This is a genomic window from Streptomyces sp. NBC_00557 (assembly GCF_036345995.1).
Classification (GTDB): Bacteria; Actinomycetota; Actinomycetes; order Streptomycetales; family Streptomycetaceae; genus Streptomyces.
In genome coordinates this window covers 4,005,783-4,029,386 of sequence record NZ_CP107796.1, presented here as the reverse complement: position 1 = coordinate 4,029,386, position 23,604 = coordinate 4,005,783, and the positions used below count along the sequence as shown (strand labels likewise).

Annotated in this window: 19 protein-coding genes; 15 read left to right on the top strand and 4 right to left on the bottom strand. The window is 72.8% G+C overall.

Annotation, left to right across the window (positions count from 1 at the left end):
• The first annotated feature begins 111 nt into the window (after positions 1–111).
• A complete protein-coding gene (locus tag OG956_RS17235; protein WP_330338863.1) occupies positions 112–1,629 on the top strand; it encodes a 3-hydroxyacyl-CoA dehydrogenase in 1,518 nt (505 codons plus the stop codon).
• The gene (locus OG956_RS17230; protein ID WP_330338862.1) at positions 1,626–2,213 is read left to right on the top strand and encodes a TetR/AcrR family transcriptional regulator; all 588 of its coding nucleotides are present in this window, start codon (positions 1,626–1,628) and stop codon (positions 2,211–2,213) included. Before OG956_RS17235 ends, OG956_RS17230 begins: the two co-directional genes overlap by 4 nt.
• A gap of 63 nt (positions 2,214–2,276) precedes the next feature.
• On the opposite strand, the gene OG956_RS17225 is transcribed toward OG956_RS17230, so the two are convergent.
• A complete protein-coding gene (locus OG956_RS17225; protein WP_330342870.1) occupies positions 2,277–2,762 on the bottom strand; it encodes an Lrp/AsnC family transcriptional regulator in 486 nt (161 codons plus the stop codon).
• Between the two features lie 189 nt (positions 2,763–2,951).
• Here OG956_RS17225 and pdhA (OG956_RS17220) point away from each other — a divergent pair, with 189 nt between their 5' ends.
• The 6 genes from pdhA (OG956_RS17220) (at position 2,952) to OG956_RS17195 (ending at position 9,946) form a co-directional block, all read left to right on the top strand.
• The gene (pdhA, locus tag OG956_RS17220) at positions 2,952–4,106 is read left to right on the top strand and encodes a pyruvate dehydrogenase (acetyl-transferring) E1 component subunit alpha (RefSeq protein WP_330338861.1); all 1,155 of its coding nucleotides are present in this window, start codon (positions 2,952–2,954) and stop codon (positions 4,104–4,106) included.
• Positions 4,103–5,107, top strand: a complete 1,005-nt coding sequence (locus OG956_RS17215; protein ID WP_330338860.1) for an alpha-ketoacid dehydrogenase subunit beta — start codon at positions 4,103–4,105, stop codon at positions 5,105–5,107. The genes pdhA (OG956_RS17220) and OG956_RS17215 overlap by 4 nt, the downstream gene beginning before the upstream one ends.
• Positions 5,107–6,555 carry a dihydrolipoamide acetyltransferase family protein gene (locus OG956_RS17210; protein ID WP_330338859.1) on the top strand — a complete coding sequence of 483 codons (1,449 nt, stop codon included), beginning with the start codon at positions 5,107–5,109 and terminating at the stop codon, positions 6,553–6,555. The genes OG956_RS17215 and OG956_RS17210 overlap by 1 nt, the downstream gene beginning before the upstream one ends.
• Before the next feature lie 70 nt (positions 6,556–6,625).
• On the top strand, positions 6,626–7,537 hold the full coding sequence (locus OG956_RS17205) for an NTP transferase domain-containing protein (protein WP_443065571.1): 912 nt from the start codon (positions 6,626–6,628) through the stop codon (positions 7,535–7,537).
• Complete coding sequence (locus OG956_RS17200; protein WP_330338858.1) at positions 7,534–8,886, top strand: molybdopterin molybdotransferase MoeA; 1,353 nt, start codon at positions 7,534–7,536, stop codon at positions 8,884–8,886. Before OG956_RS17205 ends, OG956_RS17200 begins: the two co-directional genes overlap by 4 nt.
• Positions 8,887–8,965: 79 nt before the next feature.
• A complete protein-coding gene (locus OG956_RS17195; protein WP_330338857.1) occupies positions 8,966–9,946 on the top strand; it encodes an NAD(P)H-quinone oxidoreductase in 981 nt (326 codons plus the stop codon).
• Positions 9,947–10,005: 59 nt separating this feature from the next.
• On the opposite strand, the gene OG956_RS17190 is transcribed toward OG956_RS17195, so the two are convergent.
• Positions 10,006–10,728 (bottom strand): hypothetical protein, encoded by a 723-nt coding sequence (locus tag OG956_RS17190; protein WP_330338856.1) that lies wholly within the window; start codon positions 10,726–10,728, stop codon positions 10,006–10,008.
• A gap of 253 nt (positions 10,729–10,981) precedes the next feature.
• Here OG956_RS17190 and OG956_RS17185 point away from each other — a divergent pair, with 253 nt between their 5' ends.
• On the top strand, positions 10,982–11,527 hold the full coding sequence (locus OG956_RS17185) for a bacterial proteasome activator family protein (protein WP_330338855.1): 546 nt from the start codon (positions 10,982–10,984) through the stop codon (positions 11,525–11,527).
• 184 nt (positions 11,528–11,711) lie between these two features.
• Here OG956_RS17185 and OG956_RS17180 read toward each other — a convergent pair whose 3' ends face one another.
• Positions 11,712–13,349 (bottom strand): Stk1 family PASTA domain-containing Ser/Thr kinase, encoded by a 1,638-nt coding sequence (locus OG956_RS17180; protein ID WP_330338854.1) that lies wholly within the window; start codon positions 13,347–13,349, stop codon positions 11,712–11,714.
• 344 nt (positions 13,350–13,693) lie between these two features.
• Between OG956_RS17180 and OG956_RS17175 the strand changes: the two genes are divergently transcribed.
• Positions 13,694–15,352: a protein kinase domain-containing protein gene (locus OG956_RS17175; protein WP_330338853.1), complete on the top strand. Its 1,659-nt coding sequence runs from the start codon at positions 13,694–13,696 to the stop codon at positions 15,350–15,352.
• A 52-nt stretch (positions 15,353–15,404) separates the two neighbouring features.
• Here OG956_RS17175 and OG956_RS17170 read toward each other — a convergent pair whose 3' ends face one another.
• Entirely contained in the window at positions 15,405–16,403 is a 999-nt protein-coding gene (locus tag OG956_RS17170; RefSeq protein WP_330338852.1) for a phosphotransferase, read from the bottom strand.
• Positions 16,404–17,093: 690 nt separating this feature from the next.
• Between OG956_RS17170 and pdhA (OG956_RS17165) the strand changes: the two genes are divergently transcribed.
• The 5 genes from pdhA (OG956_RS17165) (at position 17,094) to OG956_RS17145 (ending at position 23,536) form a co-directional block, all read left to right on the top strand.
• On the top strand, positions 17,094–18,326 hold the full coding sequence (gene pdhA, locus OG956_RS17165; RefSeq protein ID WP_330338851.1) for a pyruvate dehydrogenase (acetyl-transferring) E1 component subunit alpha: 1,233 nt from the start codon (positions 17,094–17,096) through the stop codon (positions 18,324–18,326).
• A gap of 1 nt (position 18,327) precedes the next feature.
• Positions 18,328–19,305, top strand: a complete 978-nt coding sequence (locus OG956_RS17160) for an alpha-ketoacid dehydrogenase subunit beta (protein ID WP_330338850.1) — start codon at positions 18,328–18,330, stop codon at positions 19,303–19,305.
• An 11-nt stretch (positions 19,306–19,316) separates the two neighbouring features.
• Positions 19,317–20,702: a dihydrolipoamide acetyltransferase family protein gene (locus OG956_RS17155; protein ID WP_330338849.1), complete on the top strand. Its 1,386-nt coding sequence runs from the start codon at positions 19,317–19,319 to the stop codon at positions 20,700–20,702.
• A 291-nt stretch (positions 20,703–20,993) separates the two neighbouring features.
• Positions 20,994–22,640, top strand: a complete 1,647-nt coding sequence (gene murJ, locus OG956_RS17150; protein ID WP_443065570.1) for a murein biosynthesis integral membrane protein MurJ — start codon at positions 20,994–20,996, stop codon at positions 22,638–22,640.
• Between the two features lie 119 nt (positions 22,641–22,759).
• Positions 22,760–23,536, top strand: a complete 777-nt coding sequence (locus tag OG956_RS17145) for a hypothetical protein (protein ID WP_330338848.1) — start codon at positions 22,760–22,762, stop codon at positions 23,534–23,536.
• Positions 23,537–23,604 lie beyond the last annotated feature (68 nt).

Below are 23,604 nucleotides of genomic sequence, written 5' to 3'. Positions count from 1 at the left end.
GTCGGTGGCGGGTGACGGGCGGGACGGTCAGGGCTAGAGTAACCGAACGATCGGTCGGGACAAGGGGGCCTGCCGCATCTGTGGAAAACGTCGTGCGGGAGGATCGCGCACATGACAGCACTCGACCTCAGCAGCCCCGTCGCGGTCGTCGGCACCGGCACCATGGGCCAGGGCATCGCCCAGGTCGCGCTGGTCGCCGGCCACCCCGTGCGGCTGTACGACGCCGTCGCCGGGCGTGCCCGGGACGCGGCCGCGGCGATCGGCGCCCGTCTGGACCGGCTCGTGGAGAAGGGCAGGCTTGACGCCGCCGACCGGGATACGGCCCGCGCCCGCCTCACGCCCGTGGAGAGCCTCGCGGACCTGGCGGACTGCGCGCTGGTCGTCGAGGCCGTCCTGGAGCGGCTGGACGTCAAGCAGGAGCTCTTCGGCGAGCTGGAGAAGATCGTCGCCGAGGACTGTCTGCTCGCCACCAACACCTCCTCGCTGTCGGTGACGGCCATCGGCGGCGCCCTGCGCCATCCGGGCCGCTTCGTGGGCCTGCACTTCTTCAACCCGGCCCCGCTCATGCCGCTGGTCGAGGTGGTCTCCGGGTTCGCCACCGACGTCACGTCGGCCACGCGCGCGTACGAGACGGCCCGCGCCTGGGGCAAGAACCCGGTGGCCTGCGCCGACACCCCGGGTTTCATCGTCAACCGGATCGCCCGGCCGTTCTACGCCGAGGCCTTCGCGGTCTACGAGGCGCAGGCCGCCGACCCGGCCACCATCGACGCCGTCCTGCGCGAGTCGGGCGGGTTCAAGATGGGCGCCTTCGAGCTGACCGACCTGATCGGCCAGGACGTCAACGAGTCCGTGACCCGCTCCGTGTGGCAGTCCTTCTTCCAGGACGTGCGCTTCACCCCGTCCCTGGCGCAGCGCCGGCTGGTGGAGTCCGGCCGCCTCGGCCGCAAGACCGGGCACGGCTGGTACGACCACACCGAAGGCGCCGAGCGGCCCGAGCCGCACACCGCCGACAAGGAGCAGCCGCCCGCGTACGTCGTCGCCGAGGGCGGCCTCGGCCCGGCGGCCGAGCTGCTCACGCTGATCCGCGAGGCGGGCATCCAGGTCCGCGAGGAGGACGAGGACAACGGCACCCGGCTGGTCCTGCCCAGCGGTGGCCAGCTGGTCCTCGCCGACGGCCAGACCTCCGTGGAGTTCCGTGACGTCGTCTACTTCGACCTCGCCCTCGACTACCGCACCGCCACCCGCATCGCCCTGTCCGCCTCGCAGGACACCTCGCCGCAGACCCTCGCCGAGGCCACCGGCCTGTTCCAGGCCCTCGGCAAGGACGTCAGCGTCATCGGCGACGTCCCCGGCATGATCGTCGCGCGCACGGTCGCCCGGATCATCGACCTCGCCCACGACGCCGTCGCCAAGGGCGTCGCCACCGAGGAGGACATCGACACGGCGATGCGCCTCGGGGTGAACTACCCCCTCGGCCCGTTCGAGTGGGACCGCAGGCTCGGCCGCACGTTCGCCTTCGACGTCCTGGACGAGATGCACGAGCGCGACCCCTCCGGACGCTACGCGCCCTCCCTCGCGCTCTACCGCCATGCGTACGCCGTCGAGGACAAGCGGGAGGGCACGTCATGACCACGGCCAAGCGCGACACCTACACGCCCGAGACGCTGCTCTCCGTCGCCGTCCAGGTCTTCATCGAGCGCGGTTACGACGGCACCTCCATGGAGCACCTGTCGAAGGCGGCCGGCATCTCCAAGTCGTCGATATACCACCACGTCAGCGGCAAGGAGGAGCTGCTGCGGCGGGCCGTCAGCCGTGCCCTGGACGGCCTGTTCGCGATCCTGGACGAGGAGCACGCGCGCGTGGGGCGGCCCGTCGACCGCCTCGAGCACGTGGTACGGCGCATGGTCGAGGTGCTCATCCGCGAGCTGCCGTACGTGACGCTGCTGCTGCGCGTGCGCGGCAACACCGCGACCGAGCGGTGGGCGCTGGAGCGGCGGCGCGACTTCGACCACCGGGTCGCGCAGCTGCTGAAGGCGGCGGCGGCGGACGGGGACGTGCGCGGCGACGTGGAGTTCCGGCTGGCCACCCGGCTGGTCTTCGGGATGATCAACTCGATCGTGGAGTGGTACCGGCCGGACCCGCGGGGCGCCGGTGAACGCGAGGTCGCCGACGCGGTCGTACGGCTGGCCTTCGCGGGCCTGAAGCAGAGCTGACACGGAGCTTGAAGCAGAGCCGGCACCGGGCCTGAAGCAGAGCCGGCACCGGCCGCCCCGGATTCACGCCTCCGGCTCCACGTCCTCCTCCTCGAACACCAGCAGCGTGCGGGTGCTGAGCACCTCGGGGATGGCCTGGAGCCGGGTCAGCACCAGTTCGCGCAGCGCCCTGTTGTCGGGCGTGTGCACCAGCAGCAGCACGTCGAAGTCGCCGCCCACGAGCGCGATGTGGGAGGCGCCGGGCAGCTGTCTGAGCTGCTCGCGGACCGTGCGCCAGGTGTTCTGGACGATCTTCAGCGTGATGTACGCCGAGGTGCCGTGCCCCGCCCGCTCGTGGTCCACGCGCGCGCTGAACCCGCGGATGACGCCGTCCTCGACCAGCCGGTTGATGCGCGCGTAGGCGTTGGCGCGCGATACGTGGACCCGTTCGGCGACCGACCGTATGGAGGCGCGGCCGTCCGCCTGCAGCATCTTCAGGATGTCCTGGTCGATCGCGTCCAGCGGGCGCGGCGGCGGCAGCGCGGCACCGTTCTGCGGTCCGTCGGCCATTTGTTCAGCTGCCATTGCCCCCCGCTCCCTCGCCGTGGACGTCCTGCGTTCATTGCAGGCTGTGGAGAACCGTTTGTCCACAGCCTGGAGCCGCCTGTAGCCAAAATGTGCCGGCGACCGAACAATCGGTTGGTGAGGCGCCTCACAGCCGATGCGCCTTCGTAGCCGCTCCCACGAGGAGGTGCCGTCATGACGGTTCTGGAGCAGCGGGGCGCGTACCGGCCATCGCCGCCGCCCGCCTGGCAGCCCCGTACGGACCCCGCGCCGCTGCTGCCCGACGCCGAGCCCTACCGCGTCCTCGGCACCGAGGCGGTCGCCAAGGCCGACCCCGACCTGCTGCGCCGGCTCCACGCCCAGCTGGTGCGCGGCCGCCGCTACAACACGCAGGCCACCGCGCTCACCAAGCAGGGCCGCCTCGCCGTCTACCCCTCCAGCACCGGCCAGGAGGCCTGCGAGGTCGCCGCCGCCCTGGCCCTCGAAGAGCGCGACTGGCTCTTCCCCAGCTACCGCGACACCCTCGCCGTCGTCGCCCGCGGTGTGGACCCCGTGGAGGCCCTCACCCTGCTGCGCGGCGACTGGCACAGCGGCTACGACCCCTACGAACACCGCGTCGCCCCCCTGTCCACCCCGCTGGCCACACAGCTGCCGCACGCCGTGGGCCTCGCGCACGCCGCCCGCCTCAAGGGCGACGACGTCGTCGCCCTCGCCATGGTCGGCGACGGCGGCACCAGCGAGGGCGACTTCCACGAGGCGCTGAACTTCGCCGCCGTCTGGCAGGCCCCGGTCGTCTTCCTCGTGCAGAACAACGGCTTCGCGATCTCCGTCCCGCTCGCCAAGCAGACCGCCGCCCCCTCCCTGGCCCACAAGGCCGTCGGGTACGGCATGCCGGGCCGGCTGGTCGACGGAAACGACGCCGCGGCCGTGCATGAGGTCCTCAGCGACGCCGTACGGCGGGCGCGTGCGGGCGGCGGACCGACCCTGGTGGAGGCGGTGACCTACCGGATCGACGCCCACACCAACGCCGACGACGCCACCCGCTACCGCGGCGACGCCGAGGTCGAGGCGTGGCGCGCCCACGACCCGATCGAGCTGCTGGAGGCGGAGCTGACCGAGCGCGGACTGCTTGACGAGGCCGGCATCGAGGCCGCCCGCCAGGACGCCGAGGCGATGGCCGCCTCCCTGCGTGAACGCATGAACCGCGATCCCGAGCTGGACCCGATGGCCCTCTTCGACCACGTCTACGCCGAGACCACCGCCCAGCTGCGCGAACAGCGCGCCCTGCTCAGGGCCGAGCTGGAGGCCGAGCAGGAGCAGCACGGCGCGCAGGAAGGCGGCGCCCGATGACCACCGTCGCCGTCAAGCCCGCCACCATGGCGCAGGCCCTCACGCGCGCGCTGCGCGACGCGATGGCCGCCGACCCCGCCGTGCACGTCATGGGCGAGGACGTCGGCACCCTCGGCGGTGTCTTCCGGATCACCGACGGCCTCGCCAAGGAGTTCGGCGAGGACCGCTGCACCGACACCCCGCTCGCCGAGGCCGGCATCCTCGGCACCGCCGTCGGCATGGCCATGTACGGCCTCAGGCCGGTGGTGGAGATGCAGTTCGACGCGTTCGCCTACCCGGCGTTCGAGCAGCTCGTCAGCCATGTCTCCCGGATGCGCAACCGCACGCGCGGCAGGATGCCCCTGCCGATCACCGTGCGCGTCCCCTACGGCGGCGGCATCGGCGGCGTCGAGCACCACAGCGACTCCTCCGAGGCCTACTACATGGCCACGCCGGGCCTGCACGTCGTCACGCCCGCGACGGTCGCCGACGCCTACGGACTGCTGCGCCAGGCCATCGCCTCCGACGACCCGGTCGTCTTCCTGGAGCCCAAGCGCCTGTACTGGTCGAAGGACTCCTGGAACCCCGAGCACCCCACGGACGTGGAGCCCATCGGACGGGCGGTCGTCCGCCGCCCGGGCAGCAGCGCCACGCTGATCACCTACGGTCCCTCCCTGCCGGTCTGCCTGGAGGCCGCCGAGGCCGCGCAGGCCGAGGGCTGGGACCTGGAAGTGATCGACCTGCGCTCGCTGGTGCCGTTCGACGACGAGACGGTCTGCGCGGCCGTACGGCGCACCGGACGCGCGGTCGTCGTCCACGAGTCCACCGGGTTCGGCGGGCCGGGCGGCGAGATCGCGGCCCGGATCACCGAGCGCTGCTTCCATCACCTGGAGGCGCCGGTGCTGCGCGTGGCCGGCTTCGACATCCCCTACCCGCCGCCCATGCTGGAGCGGCACCATCTGCCCGGCGTCGACCGCATTCTGGACGCCGTGGCCCGGCTGCAGTGGGAGGCCGAGGGCTGATGGCACAGGTGCTGGAGTTCAAGCTCCCCGACCTCGGCGAGGGCCTCACCGAGGCGGAGATCGTCCGCTGGCTGGTCCGGGTCGGCGACGTCGTCGACGTCGACCAGCCGGTCGTCGAGGTGGAGACGGCCAAGGCGATGGTCGAGGTGCCCTGTCCGTACGGCGGCGTGGTCACCGCCCTCCTCGGCGAGGAGGGCACCGAACTGCCGGTCGGCGCACCGCTGCTGACGGTGGCCGTGGGCCCGCAGGCCCCCTCCGGGGACGGCGAGGGATCCGGCAACGTCCTGGTCGGATACGGCACGTCACAGGCCCCGGCCCGGCGCCGCAGGGTGCGGCCGGCGCCGACGGGTCCGGCCGCCGCGAACGGCAGTACCGGGACGGGCCGTACCGCGAGCGCGCCCCGGGGGACGCGCCCGGACGGAGGGCACAGCCCGGACGCGGCCGCCGGGGCAGCCCGGGCGGACGCTCCGGCGCCTGCCGCGCCGACGGGTACGGCAGCCGGCGGGACCGCCCACGCGCGCGTGGGCGCACCCCATGCCGAGGGCCCGGTGCCCGTGATCTCCCCCCTGGTCCGCCGGCTCGCCCGGGAGGGCGGTGTGGACCTGCGGCAGCTGGCCGGTTCGGGCCCTGACGGGCTGATCCTGCGCGCGGACGTCGAGAACGCGCTGCGGGCCAAGGCCGCCGCGGCACCCGCGGCACAGGACGCCCACGCGGCCCCCGCCCGGCAGGCGCCCGCCGCCGCTCCCGGTGCGCGCGCCGCAGGCACCCGCGTCCCGCTCAAGGGCGTCCGCGGCGCCGTCGCCGACAAGCTCTCCCGCAGCCGCCGGGAGATCCCGGACGCCACCTGCTGGGTCGACGCCGACGCGACCGAGCTCATGCGCGCGCGTGCCGCCATGAACGCGGCGGGCGGGCCGAAGATCTCCCTCATCGCGCTGCTCGCCCGCATCTGCACGGCCGCCCTCGCCCGGTTCCCCGAGCTGAACTCCTTCGTCGACACCGAGGCCCGCGAGGTCGTCCAGCTCGACCATGTGCACCTCGGGTTCGCCGCACAGACCGACCGCGGGCTCGTCGTGCCGGTGGTCCGGGACGCTCACGCGCGCGATGCCGAGGCGCTGACCGCCGAATTCGCCCGGCTCACCGAGGCCGCGCGCGCCGGGACGCTGACACCCGGCGAGCTCACCGGCGGGACCTTCACGTTGAACAACTACGGGGTCTTCGGCGTCGACGGCTCCACCCCGATCATCAACCACCCCGAGGCCGCGATGCTCGGCGTCGGCCGGATCGTCCCCAAACCCTGGGTGCACGAGGGCGAGCTCGCCGTGCGCCAGGTCGTCCAGCTCTCGCTGACCTTCGACCACCGGGTGTGCGACGGCGGCACGGCCGGCGGCTTCCTGCGGTATGTGGCGGACTGCGTGGAGCAGCCCGCGGTGCTCCTGCGCACGCTGTGACACTCGCGGGGCCTGCGGGCAAGGCCCCGCGGGAGATACAAAGCGGCGCCTCCCGGGACATACTCGGGGGGTGACCGACAACGCCCCCGCCGCGCCGGCGACGCCCATGCCGTACGACGCCGTCGTGCTGGCCGGAGGCGCCGCCCGACGGCTCGGCGGGGCCGACAAGCCCGGTCTGCGAGTTGGGGGCCGGCCACTGCTCGACCGGGTCCTGGCCGCCTGCGCGGACGCCGGGACGACCGTGGTGGTGGCCGACCGACGGCCCACCGCGCGGCCGGTGCTGTGGGCGCGCGAGGAGCCGCCCGGGGCCGGACCGGTCGCCGCGCTGGAGGCCGGACTGCGGCTCGCCGAGGCCGAGCACGCCGTCGTCCTCTCCGCCGACCTGCCGTTCCTCCGGCCGGCCACGCTGCGGCGCCTGCTGGCCGCTCTCGGCGACACCGGGGCCGACGGTGCGCTGCTCACCGACGCCGACGGCCGCGACCAGCCGCTCGTGGCCGCCTACCGCACCGCCGTGCTCCGCCGCGAGCTGGCCGACCTCGCGGCCGGGCCCGACGGCCTGAGCGGACTGCCCCTGCGCCGGCTGACCGGCGCCCTCAAGCTCACCCGCGTCCCGGACCCGCTCGCGTCCTTCGACTGCGACACCTGGGACGACCTCGTCAACGCCAGGGCACGCATCAGGGAGCATGGGCACGTGTTGGATGAATGGATTTCCGCAGTCAAGGACGAGCTGGGCATCGACCTCGACGTCGACACCGGCGTCCTGCTCGACCTGGCCCGTGACGCCGCGCACGGCGTGGCCCGGCCCGCAGCCCCGCTGACCACCTTCCTCGTCGGCTACGCCGCCGCGCAGGGCAAGGGCGGCCCCGAGACCGTCGCCGAAGCCGCCCGCAAGGCCGCCGCGCTCGCGCTGCGCTGGGAGGAAGAGAACGCCGGGGGCAAGGAAGCGAGCAGCGGGGGCCCGAGCGCCCCGGACGCCGGATGACCGCCCCGGGAACGCGCGCCGCGGCGCCCGCCGAGGACGGCGACGACCTCGACGTCGAGGAGGCGCTGGCCCTCGTGAGGGAAGCCAAGGACGGCCACACGGACCGGCCCCCCGCCCCGGGGTCCGAGACGCCCGGCGACCACCGGCACCGGGCCGCCCCCTGGCACCGGGCCCGCGAGATCGCCGCCCGCGCCGCACGAGCCGGGACGCGCCGCGCCCCCGTCTCCGTGCCGCTCGGCGACGCCCTCGGCCTGGTGCTGGCCGCCCCGCTCGACGCGCTCACCGACCTGCCCTCCTTCGACACCTCCGCGATGGACGGCTGGGCCGTCGCCGGACCCGGCCCCTGGGAGGTGCGCGACGAGGGAGTGCTCGCCGGGCACGCCCAGCCCGAACCGCTCACCGACGGCGAGGCGGTCCGCATCGCCACCGGCGCCCGCATCCCCGCCGACACCACCGCCGTCCTGCGCAGCGAGCACGGACGGACCGACGCGCAGGGGCGACTGCACGCCACGCGGGAGATCGAGCACGGGCAGGACATCCGCCCGCGTGGCCAGGAGTGCCGCAGCGGCGACCAGTTGCTGCCCATCGGCACCCGGGTCACCCCGGCCGTCCTGGGCCTCGCCGCGGCGGCCGGATACGACACCGTCACCGCCGTACCGCGACCGCGTGCCGAAGTCCTCGTGCTCGGCGACGAACTGCTGACCGAGGGGCTGCCCCACGACGGGCTGATCCGGGACGCGCTCGGCCCGATGCTGCCGCCGTGGCTGCGCGCCCTCGGCGCCGAGGTGATCTCCGTACGCCGGATCGGCGACGACGCCGAGGCCCTGCGCAAGGCCGTCGGCGGCTCCGCGGCCGACCTGATCGTCACCACGGGTGGTACGGCAGGCGGTCCCGTCGACCACGTCCACCCCATCCTGGAGCGCCTCGGCGCCGAACTCCTCGTCGACGGCGTGAAGGTGCGCCCCGGCCACCCCATGCTGCTGGCCCGCACCAAGGACGCCCAGTACCTCGTCGGTCTGCCCGGCAACCCGCTCGCGGCCGTGTCCGGCCTGCTGACGCTCGCCGAGCCGCTGGTGCGCACCCTGGCCGCCCACCCGGCCCCCGAGCCGTACACGCTGCCGCTCAGCGACGCCGTTCAGGGGCATCCGTACGACACCCGGCTGATTCCCGTGGTGCTGCGCGGCGACCATGCCGTACCGCTGCACTACAACGGGCCGGCCATGCTCCGCGGTATCGCCGCCGCCGACGCGCTGGCCGTCGTACCGCCCGGTGGCGCCCGGCAGGGCGAGGAGACCGAGCTGCTCGAACTGCCGTGGGCGACCGCGGGAATCGAGGTGTGTTTCACGTGAAACGTCCGGAACCCACGCCATAGACGCCGGCGAGCGGGTCTGCCTCGGGGGCGCAGTCGTGGGGAGTAGCGTCACGGGCATGCATGCGATCACGATTCCCGAACCTGGTGGTCCCGAGGCGCTGGTGTGGGCAGAGGTGCCCGACCCGGCGCCCGGTGAGGGCGAGGTGCTGGTCGAGGTGGTGGCCAGCGCCGTCAACCGTGCGGACATCCTGCAGCGGCAGGGCTTCTACAACCCGCCGCCCGGGGCCTCCCCCTACCCCGGCCTGGAGTGCTCCGGCAGGATCGCCGCGCTCGGTCCCGGCGTGTCCGGCTGGGCCGTCGGCGACGAGGTGTGCGCGCTGCTCGCGGGCGGCGGTTACGCCGAGAAGGTCGTCGTACCGGCCGGGCAGCTGCTGCCCGTGCCCGAGGGTGTCGGCCTCAGTCAGGCCGCGGCCCTGCCCGAGGTGGTCTGCACCGTCTGGTCCAACGTGTTCATGATCGCCCATCTGCGGCCCGGCGAGACGCTGCTGGTGCACGGTGGGTCCAGCGGCATCGGCACCATGGCGATCCAGCTCGCCAAGGCCGTCGGGGCGAAGGTCGCGGTGACCGCCGGCACCAAGGAGAAGCTGGAGCGGTGTGCCGAGCTGGGCGCGGACATCCTGATCAACTACCGGGAGCAGGACTTCGTCGCCGAGATCGAGCGGGCCACCGATGGCGCGGGGGCCGATGTGATCCTCGACAACATGGGGGCCAAGTACCTGGACCGCAATGTGCGGGCGCTCGCCGTCAACGGACGGCTCGCGATCATCGGCCTGCAGGGCGGGGTCAAGGGTGAGCTGAACATCGGCACGCTGCTCAACAAGCGGGCCGCGATCAGCGCGACCTCGCTGCGGGCCCGGCCGCTGAGCGAGAAGGCGGCGATCGTGGCGGCGGTGCGGGAGCACGTGTGGCCGTTGGTCGCCGGCGGGCATGTCCGTCCGGTCGTGGACCGCGAGGTGCCGATGGCGGAGGCGGCCGAGGGGCACCGGGTGGTGGAGGAGAGCGGACACGTGGGGAAAGTGCTGCTGGTGACGTCGTAACGCCGGGAGACGGCTGACGGGACGGTGGTCCCGCGAGGGGTGTTTTCCGGGGCTGGTGGTCAGTCTCTGCGGAGTCTGAGGCCCAGCAGGGCCAGGGCCAGCCCCAGGCCTATGAGGACCAGGCCGCTGCCCAGCGGGAGTGTCTGCAGGACCGGCTGGTCGGTCTCGCCCTGGGGGGCGGCGTTCTGGGGCGGGGGCCGGTGGAGGCCGGCCGAACCGGGGGTGTTCGAGGGGGTCGGGGTGGCGGTCGGAAGGTCCGCGGTCTCGGGTTCCTCCGCCTGGTGGCTGCTGGGGGTGGCGGTGGGTATGGGGTCGTCGCCCTCGACCTCGGCCGCCGGACCGTCCGGCCGTCCGGGCCGCATCCGCCCTTCGCCGGGCCGGCTGCCCGCGCGGGTCGGCTCGACGGTCGTCGGACGGTACGAGGCGGAGGCGGAGTCCGAGGGTATGGGGGGTATCGGCGTGCGGCCGGGCACGGGCAACCCGAAGTGATCGGGGCCGGGACTCATCGAACCGGCGCCGCCCTCCGACGGCTCTGAGTCGCCGCGGTCCGCTCGCCCCGCGTGCTTCCCGTGCTCTGCCCGCTCCGGGCGGGCCGGAGGGGCCTGGGCCGTGTCGTGCGGGGCGGGCCGGTGCGGGGAATCGGGGGATGTCCTCGGACCGGGGTGGGCGGCGTACGCGGGCGTGGTGTGGGCGGTGACGGTGCCGTACGCCGGCGGGGACACGGCGAGGACGAGCGGCAGCAGCCGTACGCAGCGGAGTGATGTGCGCAGCCATGGAGTCACGTCGGTGACCTCCTGGAGCCCGATGGCGGGAGCGATGGGCGGATGGACAAGGGGGGCAAGGGGAGGGGGCTGGGAATGGAAGCCGGGTCGATGGGGCAGGTGGAGGGGCGGACGGCCGGATGACCGACGGATCCAGCCTCACATTCAATGGCGAGCCGGACATTTCAGGATGGGCCGTCGGGTCTAAACGGTGGATCACCCCCACGAGGGGGCACCACGGTGATGAGGTGTACGGGTGCGAGAGAATGGCGGCATGGAGATGCCGAGGAACGAACGGTCGCCGGAGAATCCCCAGATCCTCGTCGTGGGCCAGGACGGGATGGCGCTCGGCGGCGGCAACGGGGACGACGAGTCCCGTGAGACCCCGGTCACGGAGCAGGTGGAACAGCCGGCCAAGGTCATGCGGATCGGCAGCATGATCAAGCAGCTCCTGGAGGAGGTGCGCGCCGCTCCCCTGGACGAGGCGAGCCGGGTGCGGCTCAAGGAGATCCACGCCAGCTCGGTGAAGGAGCTGGAGGACGGCCTGGCCCCGGAGCTGGTGGAGGAACTGGAGCGGCTCTCGCTCCCGTTCACCGACGACGTCACCCCGAGCGACGCGGAACTGCGGATCGCCCAGGCGCAGTTGGTGGGCTGGCTGGAGGGCCTCTTCCACGGGATCCAGACCACGCTGTTCGCCCAGCAGATGGCCGCGCGGGCCCAGCTGGAGCAGATGCGCCGCGCGCTGCCGCCGGGCATGACCGGACATGAGGGCGGCGACGACCACCGCACCGCGGGCCGCTCGGGCGGTCCCTACCTGTAAGCGGACGTACCTGCCGTACCCGTGAGCGGTGCGCACCGGCAAGCGGCGCGTACCCGTAAGAGGACGTACGGGCGGGCGGGACGCGCCCGCGGAGCCGTACACGGCCAAGGGCCCGGCGCATCGGCGCCGGGCCCTTCGCCGTCCCTTGCGGCCCCGTCCCGCGGAGCCTTCGGAGCCGTGTCTTCTAGGCCGGCCTGCCCGTCGAGACGGTCAGTTCGATGGTGCCCGGGTTCTTAGGGTCGACCTCCGTGTTGGGGGCGGGGAACTGGTCCAGGACGGTGCCGTCTTCCCACGTGTTGTCGTCCTGGCGGGTGGTCTTGTACTTCCAGTGCCCGGCCTGGAGGCACTTCTTCACGGAGTTGATGTCCTTGTAGCGGAAGTCCGGCAGCAGGACCTTCGTCTCGTCGTTGTAGGACTCCGTCGGATCCGTGCACTTGGCCGGGTCGATCACCCGGGTCCTGTCCGGCGCGCGGTAGCCCGACGGGTGGGAGGACGCCGAGGCGCTCGCGCCGCCGCTGCCGCCCTTGTCGTCACTGCCGTTGTTGTTCAGCGTGAGCGCCACGACCAGGGCGACGACCGCGACGAGCGACACCACGACCGAGCCGATGATCACGGGCTTGTTGCTCTTGCCCCCGCCGGAGCCCGGGACGGACGGCTGCCCCGAGATGACGTACGGCGGCGGGGTCGACGCGGCCTGCGGGGCCTGCGGGCCGTAGCCCACGGGCGGCGGCGTCTGGTAGCCGCTCTGCGGGCCCTGCTGCGGGTAGCCGTACCCCGCCACCGGTGTCTGCGGTGCGCCGTACGGGCCCGGCTGGTACGGCGTCTGCACCGGGCCGGGGGCCGCCTGGGCGCTGCGGTCGACCGGCGGGAACACCGCGGAGCCGACGCCCGCGCCGCTCTGCGTCGGCCCGGCGCCGGGCACGATGCTCGGCGCGGCCGCCTGGAGGGACGCGGCGACGCGCAGGCACTCGTCGCGCATGGCCTCCGCGCTCGGGAACCGCTCGTTCGGGTTCTTCTTCAGCGCGCGGGCGACGAGCGCGTCCACCGCGGGCGGCAGCGCGCGGTTGATCGAGGAGGGGGCGACCGGTTCCTCCTGCACGTGCGCGTACGCGATCGCCAGCGGCGAGTCCGCGTCGAACGGCAGCCGCCCGGTGACCAGCTGGAACAGCATGATGCCGACCGAGTACAGATCGGAACGGGCGTCGACGGCGCGGCCGAGGGCCTGCTCGGGCGAGAGGTACTGCGGGGTGCCGACGACCATGCCGGTCTGTGTCATCGACGTCACACCGGACTGCATGGCGCGGGCGATGCCGAAGTCCATGACCTTGACCACGCCGCGCTTGGTCACCATCACGTTGCCCGGCTTGATGTCGCGGTGGACCAGCCCCATCTCGTGGCTGATCTCCAGTGCGGCCAGCACGTCCGCGGTGACCTTCAGCGCCTTGTCGGCGGGCATCGCGCCGTACTGCCGGATGTCCTCCGCGAGGACCGAGCCCAGCGGGCGGCCCTCGATGTACTCCATGACGATGTACGGCGTCGTCATGCCGCCCAGATCGTCCTCGCCGGTGTCGAAGACGGAGACGATGTTGGTGTGCGTGAGCTTGGCCACGGCCTGGGCCTCGCGGCGGAAGCGCTCGCGGAACGCCTGTTCCCGGCCGAGTTCCGTGTGCAGCGTCTTGATCGCCACCTGGCGGTCGAGCACGGCGTCGTAGGCCAGGTGCACCGAGGCCATGCCGCCCTCGCCGAGCAGGTCCCGCAGCTGGTAGCGGCCGCCGGCCAGGGCCCGTCCCGCGTACCGGCCGTGTGCGCCGTCCTGGCTCATCTCTCCGCGTCCCCCATCGGCCGTCCGGCGCCTTCGCTCTTCGCACGGGCCTTGATCGAATGTGTCATTCCCGGCCAAGTCTGCCCGAGGGTCCTGGCACGTCAAGCGCGGTGCCCGTTCCGTGACCGTACGCGCAAGAAGCGTCGCGCAAGCGTTACAGGGGACGTACGGCCGGCACACGGAATTTGCACGACAGCGCGTGCTACAGGTTTGATGGCCGGTCCGGCTTGGGCCGGTCCCGGTACCGGTTCCGGACCGGTGGTTCGCGCGGAGGCTGTAGCGTGGGCGGACGGAGACCGTGACAACACCGCGCGCACCGCGGGCAGAAACGACGGCGAGGACTGATGGCACAGACGCAGCGCGCCCAGGGCCCGTCCGACCCCGAGGCGAGTGGCGGCGGCATGTCGGACGCGCCGGAGACATGGGGCAACGGAGGGCTCGTCGGCGACGGCCGGTACCGGCTGACCCACCGGCTGGGCCGGGGCGGCATGGCCGAGGTGTTCGCGGCCGAGGACGTCCGTCTCGGCCGTACCGTCGCGGTGAAGCTGCTCCGTGCGGACCTCGCCGAGGACCCGGTCTCCAAGGCCCGCTTCACGCGCGAGGCGCAGTCCGTGGCCGGCCTCAACCACCACGCGATCGTCGCCGTGTACGACTCCGGTGAGGACGTCGTCGGCGGCCAGTCCGTGCCGTACATCGTGATGGAGCTGGTCGAGGGCCGGACGATCCGCGACCTGCTGATGAACGCGGAGGCGCCCGGCCCCGAGCAGGCGCTGATCATCGTCTCCGGGGTGCTGGACGCGCTCGCCTACTCGCACCAGCACGGCATCGTGCACCGCGACATCAAGCCCGCCAACGTGATCATCACGAACAGCGGCGCCGTGAAGGTGATGGACTTCGGCATCGCGCGCGCCCTGCACGGCGCGTCGACGACGATGACGCAGACCGGCATGGTCATGGGCACGCCGCAGTACCTCTCCCCGGAGCAGGCGCTCGGCAAGGCCGTGGACCACCGCTCCGACCTGTACGCGACCGGCTGCCTGCTGTACGAACTGCTCGCGCTGCGGCCCCCGTTCACCGGCGAGACCCCGCTGTCGGTGGTCTACCAGCACGTCCAGGACATCCCGACCCCGCCCTCGGAGGTCTCCGAGGGCTGCCCGCCGGAGCTGGACGGCCTGGTGATGCGCTCGCTCGCCAAGGAGCCGGACGACCGGTTCCAGACGGCCGAGGAGATGCGCGGTCTGGTCCAGTACGGCCTGCAGATGCTGTACGAGCAGGGCGGGCACACCGGCACCTGGAACACCGGCCCGGTGGAGGCGCACGACGGCCGGCACACCCCGGCGGGCGGTTTCGCGCGGACGACCGCGATGCAGCACCCGGGCGACTTCGGCTCCGGCACCGCGCAGATCCCGCAGCCGATCCTGCCGCAGGGCTACGGAAGCGGCGACGACGGCGGCTTCGAGGGGCACGGCAACAAGGGCGGCGGCCGCGGCAAGCTGTGGCTGCTGGCCGTCCTCGCGGTCGTCGCGATCACGGCGGGTGTCGCACTGGCGCTGAAGCACAACACCGGCGGCCAGGGCACCGGCACCCACACGAAGCCGCCCGCGACGCACTCGCAGGCCCCGAAGGACCACTCGCACACCCCGTCCCCGACGGACGACACCACCGACCAGCCCACGGGCACCACCACCGACGACGGCTCCGGCTCGACCTCGGGCGGGTCCGGCTACACGCCGTCGGATCCGCAGACGTCCCAGTCGCAGTCCACGGGCCCGACCGACGAGCCCACGGACCCGCAGACCTCCCCGTCGCAGTCCACGAGCGGCAGCACCACGAACGGCGGCACGGACACGGGTACGACCAACGGCGGCACGGACACGGGTACGACCAACGGCGGCACGGACACGGGTACGACCAACGGCGGCACGGACAGCGGTACGACCAACGGCGCCACCGACGGCGGAACCACGGCGGACGGCGGCGCGGACACCGGCACGACCGGTTGAGGCGCGCCCGCCGGTGCGGCCACCGGGGCCGCCCCGCGGAGGCGGGCCGGGGTCAGCCGGTGAACGCCTGGCACACCGCCTCGTACTCGCGCGTCCACCACACGGCGAGCGCGGACGCGGCCGGGAACTGGCAGTCCGCGCGCGTGTCGCCCTTTTCGTAGTGCCAGCGCAGCATCCAGAAGTCGTTCAGCCGCTCCCACCACACCCGGTGCACGGCCGCCGCCAGCTCCGAGGGCGTGGCGTCGGCCGCACGCCGGTACGCGCGCGCGTAGGCGCGCACTTTCGGCAGATCGAGGGTGCCCGCGGGCCGTACGAAGAAGATCGCGGCGGCGCGTACGGCCTCCTCGGCGCGGGGCTGCACACCGAGCCGGTCCCAGTCGACGATGGCCGCCGGGGTGTCGTCCTTGTAGAGCACGTTGAACGGGTGGAAGTCGCCGTGCACCCAGCCCACCGAGCCGCCGGGCGGCGGGCGGCGGTCCGCGTGCTGCTCCAGGAGCGCGCGGCGTTCCAGCAGCCGGTGCCGGGCCAGCTCGTCGAAGGCGTCGGCGGGGCGGTGCCGGCGCACATGGGCGAGCAGGTCGTCGATGAGCGCGTAGGTGTCGGCGGGGTCGGCGCTCTCCACGGGGTGCGGGCTGGTGGCGGGGCGCGTGCGCCCCTTGGGCGGCATCACCCGCTCCAGACAGGCGTGCACGGCGCCCAGGACCGCGCCCAGGCGCGCGCTCTCCCCGCGCGTGAGCTGTCCGCCGTGGCGGTGCCTGCCGTCGATCCAGGGGTGCAGCGCGTAGGCGTGGCCGCCGACGACGGCGACCGTGCGGCCCTCGCGGTGCGCGAGGGGTACGGCGACCGGGACGCCGAGGTCGGCCAGCCGCTGGGTGGCGCGGTGCCGGCGCTCGATGGCGGCGGGGTCGGCGGTGTCGGGGTCGAAGTGGTGCTTGAGGAAGTAGCGGCCGCGCGTGGTGCACAGCCGGTAGCCGCGGTTCAGCAGCCCCTGGTCGACCGGCTCGCACGTGAGGGCCGTACCGGCGGCGTAGAGGCGCAGCAAGGTGCCCAAAGGGGGCGCGTGGGGTACGGGGGGTGGTACACATGAGCGCGGCACGCCGCAGATCGTAGGGCACGAAAAGAGGCTGTGAGCTGGGCGTTGTCACAGGAAGTCGCCGTCGATCGCATTCGGTCACGCCATGGTCCGGGGCGTGCGTTCCTCGCGCATTCTGATCATGATTCCCTCTCCGGAGGCGGCGCGTTGTTCGAAAATCCCCGACGAGTTCCCGCCTGCCGCAAAGGGCTCCGTGATTTTCCGTCCCCATCAAGGGCGCGACGAGCGGCTGCCGGCGAGCGGCGCCCTGTCCCGTCCCGTGCGCCGCAGCGGTCACCCTCACGGCCGTCGCGGGAGAACGCCCGGACATGTCCTGCCTTGTGTGCGCGATCGGTCTCACACACAGCTCTTCCCGTGACCTGGGTCAGCGATATAACGTGCGCTTTGCTCCGGCCTTTCGCAAGGCTGTGACCAGCGCGCTTCCACACCTCCTCGATTTACTTGGAAATCCAAGCAAAATCGCAGGTCAGGTGGGGTTTCACAGAAATGTGGAGCTGTGGGTAACGTGATGGTTGCAGGGCGCTCGCCGGGGCACCTGTCACGCCTGTTCCCGGCCGAGTGGCACCCACCCCGTGCCCGGTGGTCGAAACAGGTGAGCCGCACTGGCCTACCGGCAACCCCGGGGGCCGGAACGACGGAGGAGCACACGTGACCGTGGACAGCAGTGCCACGCGCAAGCCGCGCCGCAGCGCCGCAGGCAAAGCCGGCACCACCGGCAGCAAGACCGGCACGACCGGTACCAAGTCCGGAGCCACCGGCACCAAGCGCACCCCCCGCGCCACCGCCGCGCAGAGCACCGAGCCCGAGCTCGTACAGCTGCTGACGCCCGAGGGCGAGCGGGTCGAGAACGCCGAGTACGACGCCTACGTCGCCGGCATCACCCCCGAAGACCTGCGCGGCCTGTACCGCGACATGGTGCTCACCCGCCGCTTCGACGCCGAGGCCACCGCCCTGCAGCGCCAGGGCGAGCTGGGCCTGTGGGCCTCCCTGCTGGGCCAGGAGGCCGCCCAGATCGGCTCCGGTCGGGCGCTGCGCGACGACGACTACGTCTTCCCGACCTACCGGGAGCACGGCGTCGCCTGGTGCCGCGGGGTCGACCCGACCAACCTGCTCGGTATGTTCCGCGGCGTGAACAACGGCGGCTGGGACCCGAACAGCAACAACTTCCACCTGTACACGATCGTCATCGGCTCCCAGACGCTGCACGCCACCGGCTACGCGATGGGCGTCGCCAAGGACGGCGCGGACAGCGCGGTGATCGCCTACTTCGGCGACGGCGCGAGCAGCCAGGGCGACGTGGCCGAATCGTTCACCTTCTCCGCGGTCTACAACGCCCCCGTGGTGTTCTTCTGCCAGAACAACCAGTGGGCGATCTCCGAGCCGACCGAGAAGCAGAGCCGGGTGCCGCTCTACCAGCGCGCCCAGGGCTTCGGCTTCCCCGGCGTGCGCGTGGACGGCAACGACGTGCTGGCCTGCCTCGCGGTCACCAAGTGGGCGCTGGAGCGCGCCCGCAGCGGCGAGGGCCCCACCCTCGTCGAGGCGTACACCTACCGCATGGGCGCCCACACCACCTCCGACGACCCCACCCGCTACCGCGGCGACGACGAGCGCCTCGCCTGGGAGGCGAAGGATCCGCTCCTGCGCCTTCGCCGGTATCTGGAGGCCTCAAACCACGCGGACGAGGGATTCTTCGCGGAACTCGAGCACGAGTCCGAGGCGTTGGGCAAGCGAGTGCGCGAAGCGGTCCGCGCCATGCCCGACCCGGACCACTTCGCCATCTTCGAGAACGTGTACGCGGACGGGCACGCGCTCGTCGACGAGGAGCGAGCGCAGTTCGCCGCCTACCAGGCGTCGTTCGCGGACGCAGAAGGGGGTCACTGAGATGGCCGAGAAGATGGCGATGGCCAAGGCCATCAACGAGTCGCTGCGCCGCGCCCTGGAGACCGACCCCAAGGTTCTGATCATGGGTGAGGACGTCGGCAAGCTCGGCGGCGTGTTCCGCGTGACGGACGGCCTGCAGAAGGACTTCGGCGACAGCCGCGTCATCGACACCCCGCTGGCGGAGTCCGGCATCGTCGGCACCGCGATCGGCCTCGCCCTGCGCGGCTACCGCCCGGTGGTGGAGATCCAGTTCGACGGCTTCGTCTTCCCGGCCTACGACCAGATCGTCACCCAGCTCGCGAAGATGCACGCGCGCTCGCTGGGCAAGGTGAAGCTGCCGGTCGTCGTCCGCATCCCCTACGGCGGCGGCATCGGCGCGGTCGAGCACCACTCGGAGTCCCCCGAGGCCCTGTTCGCGCACGTGGCGGGCCTGAAGATCGTCTCGCCGTCGAACGCGTCGGACGCGTACTGGATGATGCAGCAGGCCATCCAGAGCGACGACCCGGTGATCTACTTCGAGCCGAAGCGCCGGTACTGGGACAAGGCCGAGGTGGACGCCGAGGCGATCCCCGCCCCGCTGCACAAGGCGCAGGTCGTCCGCGAGGGCACCGACCTCACCCTGGCGGCGTACGGCCCCATGGTGAAGCTGTGCCAGGAGGTGGCCGACGCGGCCGCCGAGGAGGGCCGGTCCCTGGAGGTCCTGGACCTGCGCTCGGTGTCCCCGCTGGACTTCGACACCGTCCAGGGCTCCGTCGAGAAGACCCGCCGCCTGGTCGTGGTCCACGAGGCCCCGGTGTTCTTCGGCTCCGGCGCGGAGATCGCCGCCCGGATCACCGAGCGCTGCTTCTACCACCTGGAGGCACCGGTCCTGCGGGTGGGCGGTTACCACGCCCCCTACCCGCCGGCCCGCCTGGAGGAGGAGTACCTGCCGGACCTGGACCGCGTGCTCGACGCCGTCGACCGCTCGCTGGCGTACTGAGGGAGAAGGTCGTGACGACGATGACGGAAGCGTCCGTACGCGAGTTCAAGATGCCGGACGTCGGCGAGGGACTCACCGAGGCCGAGATCCTCAAGTGGTACGTCCAGCCGGGTGACACCGTCACCGACGGCCAGGTGGTGTGCGAGGTGGAGACCGCCAAGGCGGCGGTGGAACTGCCCATCCCCTACGACGGCGTGGTCCGCGCCCTCCACTTCCCCGAGGGCACCACGGTCGACGTGGGCACGCCCATCATCGCGGTGGACGTGACGGGCGGTACGGCGGCCGAGGCGCCGGTGCAGCAGCCGCAGCCCGCCGCCGAGGAGGCCGAGCCCAAGCCGGAGGGCCGCCAGCCGGTGCTCGTCGGCTACGGCGTGTCGACCTCCGCCACCAAGCGGCGCCCCCGCAAGGGTCCCGAGGTGAGCGTCCCGGCGCCGGCCCAGGCGATCCAGGCCGAGCTGAACGGCCACCCGCCGGTCGCCGAGAAGCCCCGCCCGCTGGCCAAGCCGCCGGTGCGCAAGCTGGCCAAGGACCTCGGCGTCGACCTGGCGACGGTCACCCCGTCCGGCCCGGACGGCATCATCACGCGCGAGGACGTCCACGCGGCGGCGGCACCACGGCCCGCCGAGCAGCCGGTCCCCGCCGCAGCGGCCCCGGCCGCACCGGTGACTCCGGCGCCGGCAGCGTCCTACGACGGCGCGCGCGAGACCCGCATCCCGGTCAAGGGCGTCCGCAAGGCGACGGCGGCGGCGATGGTCGGCTCGGCGTTCACGGCTCCGCACGTCACGGAGTTCGTGACGGTCGACGTCACCCGCACGATGAAGCTGGTCGAGGAGCTGAAGCAGGACAAGGAGATGCAGGGTCTGCGGGTCAACCCGCTGCTGCTGATCGCCAAGGCCCTGCTGGTCGCGATCAAGCGCAACCCGGAGATCAACGCGTCCTGGGACGAGGCCAACCAGGAGATCGTCCAGAAGCACTACGTCAACCTGGGCATCGCTGCGGCCACTCCGCGCGGCCTGATCGTGCCGAACATCAAGGACGCGCACGAAAAGACGCTCCCGCAGCTGGCCGCCGCCCTCGGCGAGCTGGTGACGACGGCCCGCGAGGGCAAGACGTCCCCCGCCGCGATGCAGGGCGGCACGGTGACCATCACCAACGTCGGCGTCTTCGGCGTCGACACCGGCACGCCGATCCTCAACCCCGGCGAGTCGGCGATCCTCGCGGTCGGCGCGATCAAGCTCCAGCCGTGGGTCCACAAGGGCAAGGTCAAGCCGCGCCAGGTCACCACATTGGCGCTGAGCTTCGACCACCGCCTGGTGGACGGCGAACTGGGCTCGAAGGTGCTGGCGGACGTGGCGGCGATTCTGGAACAGCCGAAGAGGCTGATCACCTGGGCGTGACGGCCAGGACAGCCTGGAAGCGCGAGCGGCCGCACACGCGACGTGCGGCCGCCCCCTTCTGCTTTCCGGCTCGCTCAGGACTGTTTCGGCACATACACCGGCGCGCCGTCCTCGGCTCCGCCGCGGGAGCGGATGAAGGCGGCCAATGGCCCTCGGGGCTCCGGCCGGCAGATGGCGGCCCGTGCCCCGGGCCCGGATGTGCGGCGGCTGTACGGAACGCGGCGACCGGCTGACCGGCCGTTTCGCCAGGCATCTGGCCGGGACTGATCACAACTGCCGTAATGTGACGGCATGGTGACGGGGGAGAAGGCCGCCGGGCGGCCTGTGAAGCCGCGGGCGGCGGGTGGTGCCGGGCGGGCCTCGGTGCTCATGGCCGGTGGGACCGTCGTGTCGCGGGCCAGTGGGCTGGTCCGGCAGGTGCTGCAAGGGGCCGCGCTCGGGACGGGACTGCTCGCGAGCACGTACAACACGGCCAACACCGTGCCGACCAGCCTGTACACCCTGCTGATCGGCGGCGCGCTGAACGCCGTGCTGGTTCCGCAGCTGGTACGCGCGCGTGCCTCGCACGCCGATGGCGGGCGGGCGTACGAGCAGCGGCTCGTCACCCTCGTCGTCAGTGTGCTGGCCGTCGGTACCGCGCTCGCCGTGTGGGCGGCGCCGGAGATCGTGAGCCTGTACATACGGGACACGCCCAAGGAGCACGCGGCGTACCGGCTGACGGTCGTCTTCGCACGGTTCCTGCTTCCGCAGATCTTCTTCTACGGGCTCTTCGCCATCTACGGCCAAGTGCTCAACGCCCGCGAGAGGTTCGGCGCCATGATGTGGACGCCGGTGCTCAACAACGTCGTGCTCGTGGCGATGTTCGGCGTGTATCTCGGGATGATGACCGTGCCCCGCTCCGTCACCGACGTCACCGATGCCCAGGTGCGATGGCTCGGCGTCGGGACGACCCTCGGCATCGCCGTACAGGCCCTCGCGCTCATCCCGTTCGCGCGTGCCGCAGGCTTCCGGTTCCGGCCCCGGTTCGACTGGCGCGGAGCCGGACTCGGTTCCGGGATCCACGCGGCCAAGTGGACGCTGCTGTTCGTGCTGACCAACCTGGTCGCGCTCACCGTCGTCACCAACTACGCCAACGCCGCCGACCAGCAGCTGCCGAAGGCGGGCGTCGGCTACACGGCGTACAGCTACGCGCAGACCATCTGGATGCTGCCGCAGTCCATCGTGACCGTCTCGCTCGTCACCGCCCTGCTGCCGCGTATGAGCAGGGCTGCCGCGGAGGGGCGGATCGCCGATCTGCGCGCCGACCTGTCCCGGGCGCTGCGGGTCAGCGGGGTGGTGATCGTGCCGGCCGCCTTCCTCTTCACCGCGCTCGGGCCGGACATCGCCGTCCTCCTTTTCGCGCACGGCGCCGCCGATCCCGCCACGGCCCAGCCCCTGGGACACATGCTCCAGGCCTTCGGGCTCGGGCTGATCCCGTTCTCCGCGCAGTACCTGCTGCTGCGCGGCTTCTACGCGTTCGAGGACACCCGCACGCCGTTCTTCATGGCCGTGTGGATCGGGGTCGTCAACGTCGCGCTCGCCACCGCCTGCCATCTGCTGCTGCCCGCGCGCTGGGCGGTCACCGGGATGGCCGGCGCCTACACCGTCTCCTACGCCGCCGGGCTCCTCCTGACCGCCCGCCTGCTGGCCCGCCGCACCGGCGGCCGGCTCGACGACGGCACCCTGCGCGGCACCTACGCCAGGCTGCTGGGCGCCGGAGGGGTCGCGGCGGTGGCGGCCTGGGCGGCGGCGCGGACCTGTGCCCGGGTGGCGGGGCACGGCACGGTGAGCGCCGCGCTGACGACCGTCTCCGGCTCGCTCGCACTCGGGCTCGTCTACGTCGTGGTCGGCAGAGCGCTGGGGATCGGGGAGCTTCGACGGCTTCCGGGGTTGCGCTGACCTGGGACGTCCCGCACACCGCGGAGGGACCGGCCCTGACGTCGTGTCAGGGACCGGTCGGGGTGGTGTCAGGGACGTCACGGATGGTGAGGGGGTGGCTACGGCGGCACGCTGGTGCCATGACGAAATCCGTTGCCGGTCGCCCCGGTTCCCCCCGAGTACGTCCGGGTTCCTCCTCCGTCCACCGTGTCGCCGCCGTCGCGGGCGCCGCCGTCCTCGCCGGTACGGCGGCGGTGGGAGTGCCGGGCGCCGCCCATGCCGCGCCGCGCCTCCCGACTGCGGCCGCGACCGTCTTCGGTGACTGCCCGCCGCTGCCCGACGGCGTCGACCCGGCGCGGTGGAGATGCGAAGTGCACACGGCCGCCCCGCGGTTGACCCTGGGCGACGTCACGGGCGGCCTCGCCCCGATCACCATGACCCACGCCGAGGGCCCGATGCCGGACGGCGGCAAGGGCCAGGTGTGGGGCGCGATGCACAGCTCCCCCACCGCCATACCGGGGGGCCTGACGGGCATCCCGGCCGGGGACCGCGCGACCGCGGGGCTGGCGATACAGCCGGAGTACGGCGGCCGGTCCGACTTCTACACCGGGCAGCTCAGCCTGCGGTTCCGGCTCACCGGCCCGCTGCTGCCGCACAGTTGCGCCATCGGGGCGGACGCACCGGTCGACTTCCGGCTGAAGCGCTCCGGTCCCTCGACGTGGGTCTCCCAGGACCCTCCGGTGATCGAGTTCTCGGCCTACGACGACACGTTCACCGTCCCGGCCGCCGAACACTGCGGGCCGCTCACCGGGCTCCTGGACCGACGCCTCGGTCTGCCGGCGACCGAAGGCAACCTGCTGTCCTACGACGCCTCATACACCTTCAAGACCTACGACCAGCTGCCCCCGCGGGGGTGACGACCGGACCCGGAAGGGAGGGAGCTGCGCACTGACGCCGAGTGGGACCACCGGGCGGACCGGCTGCC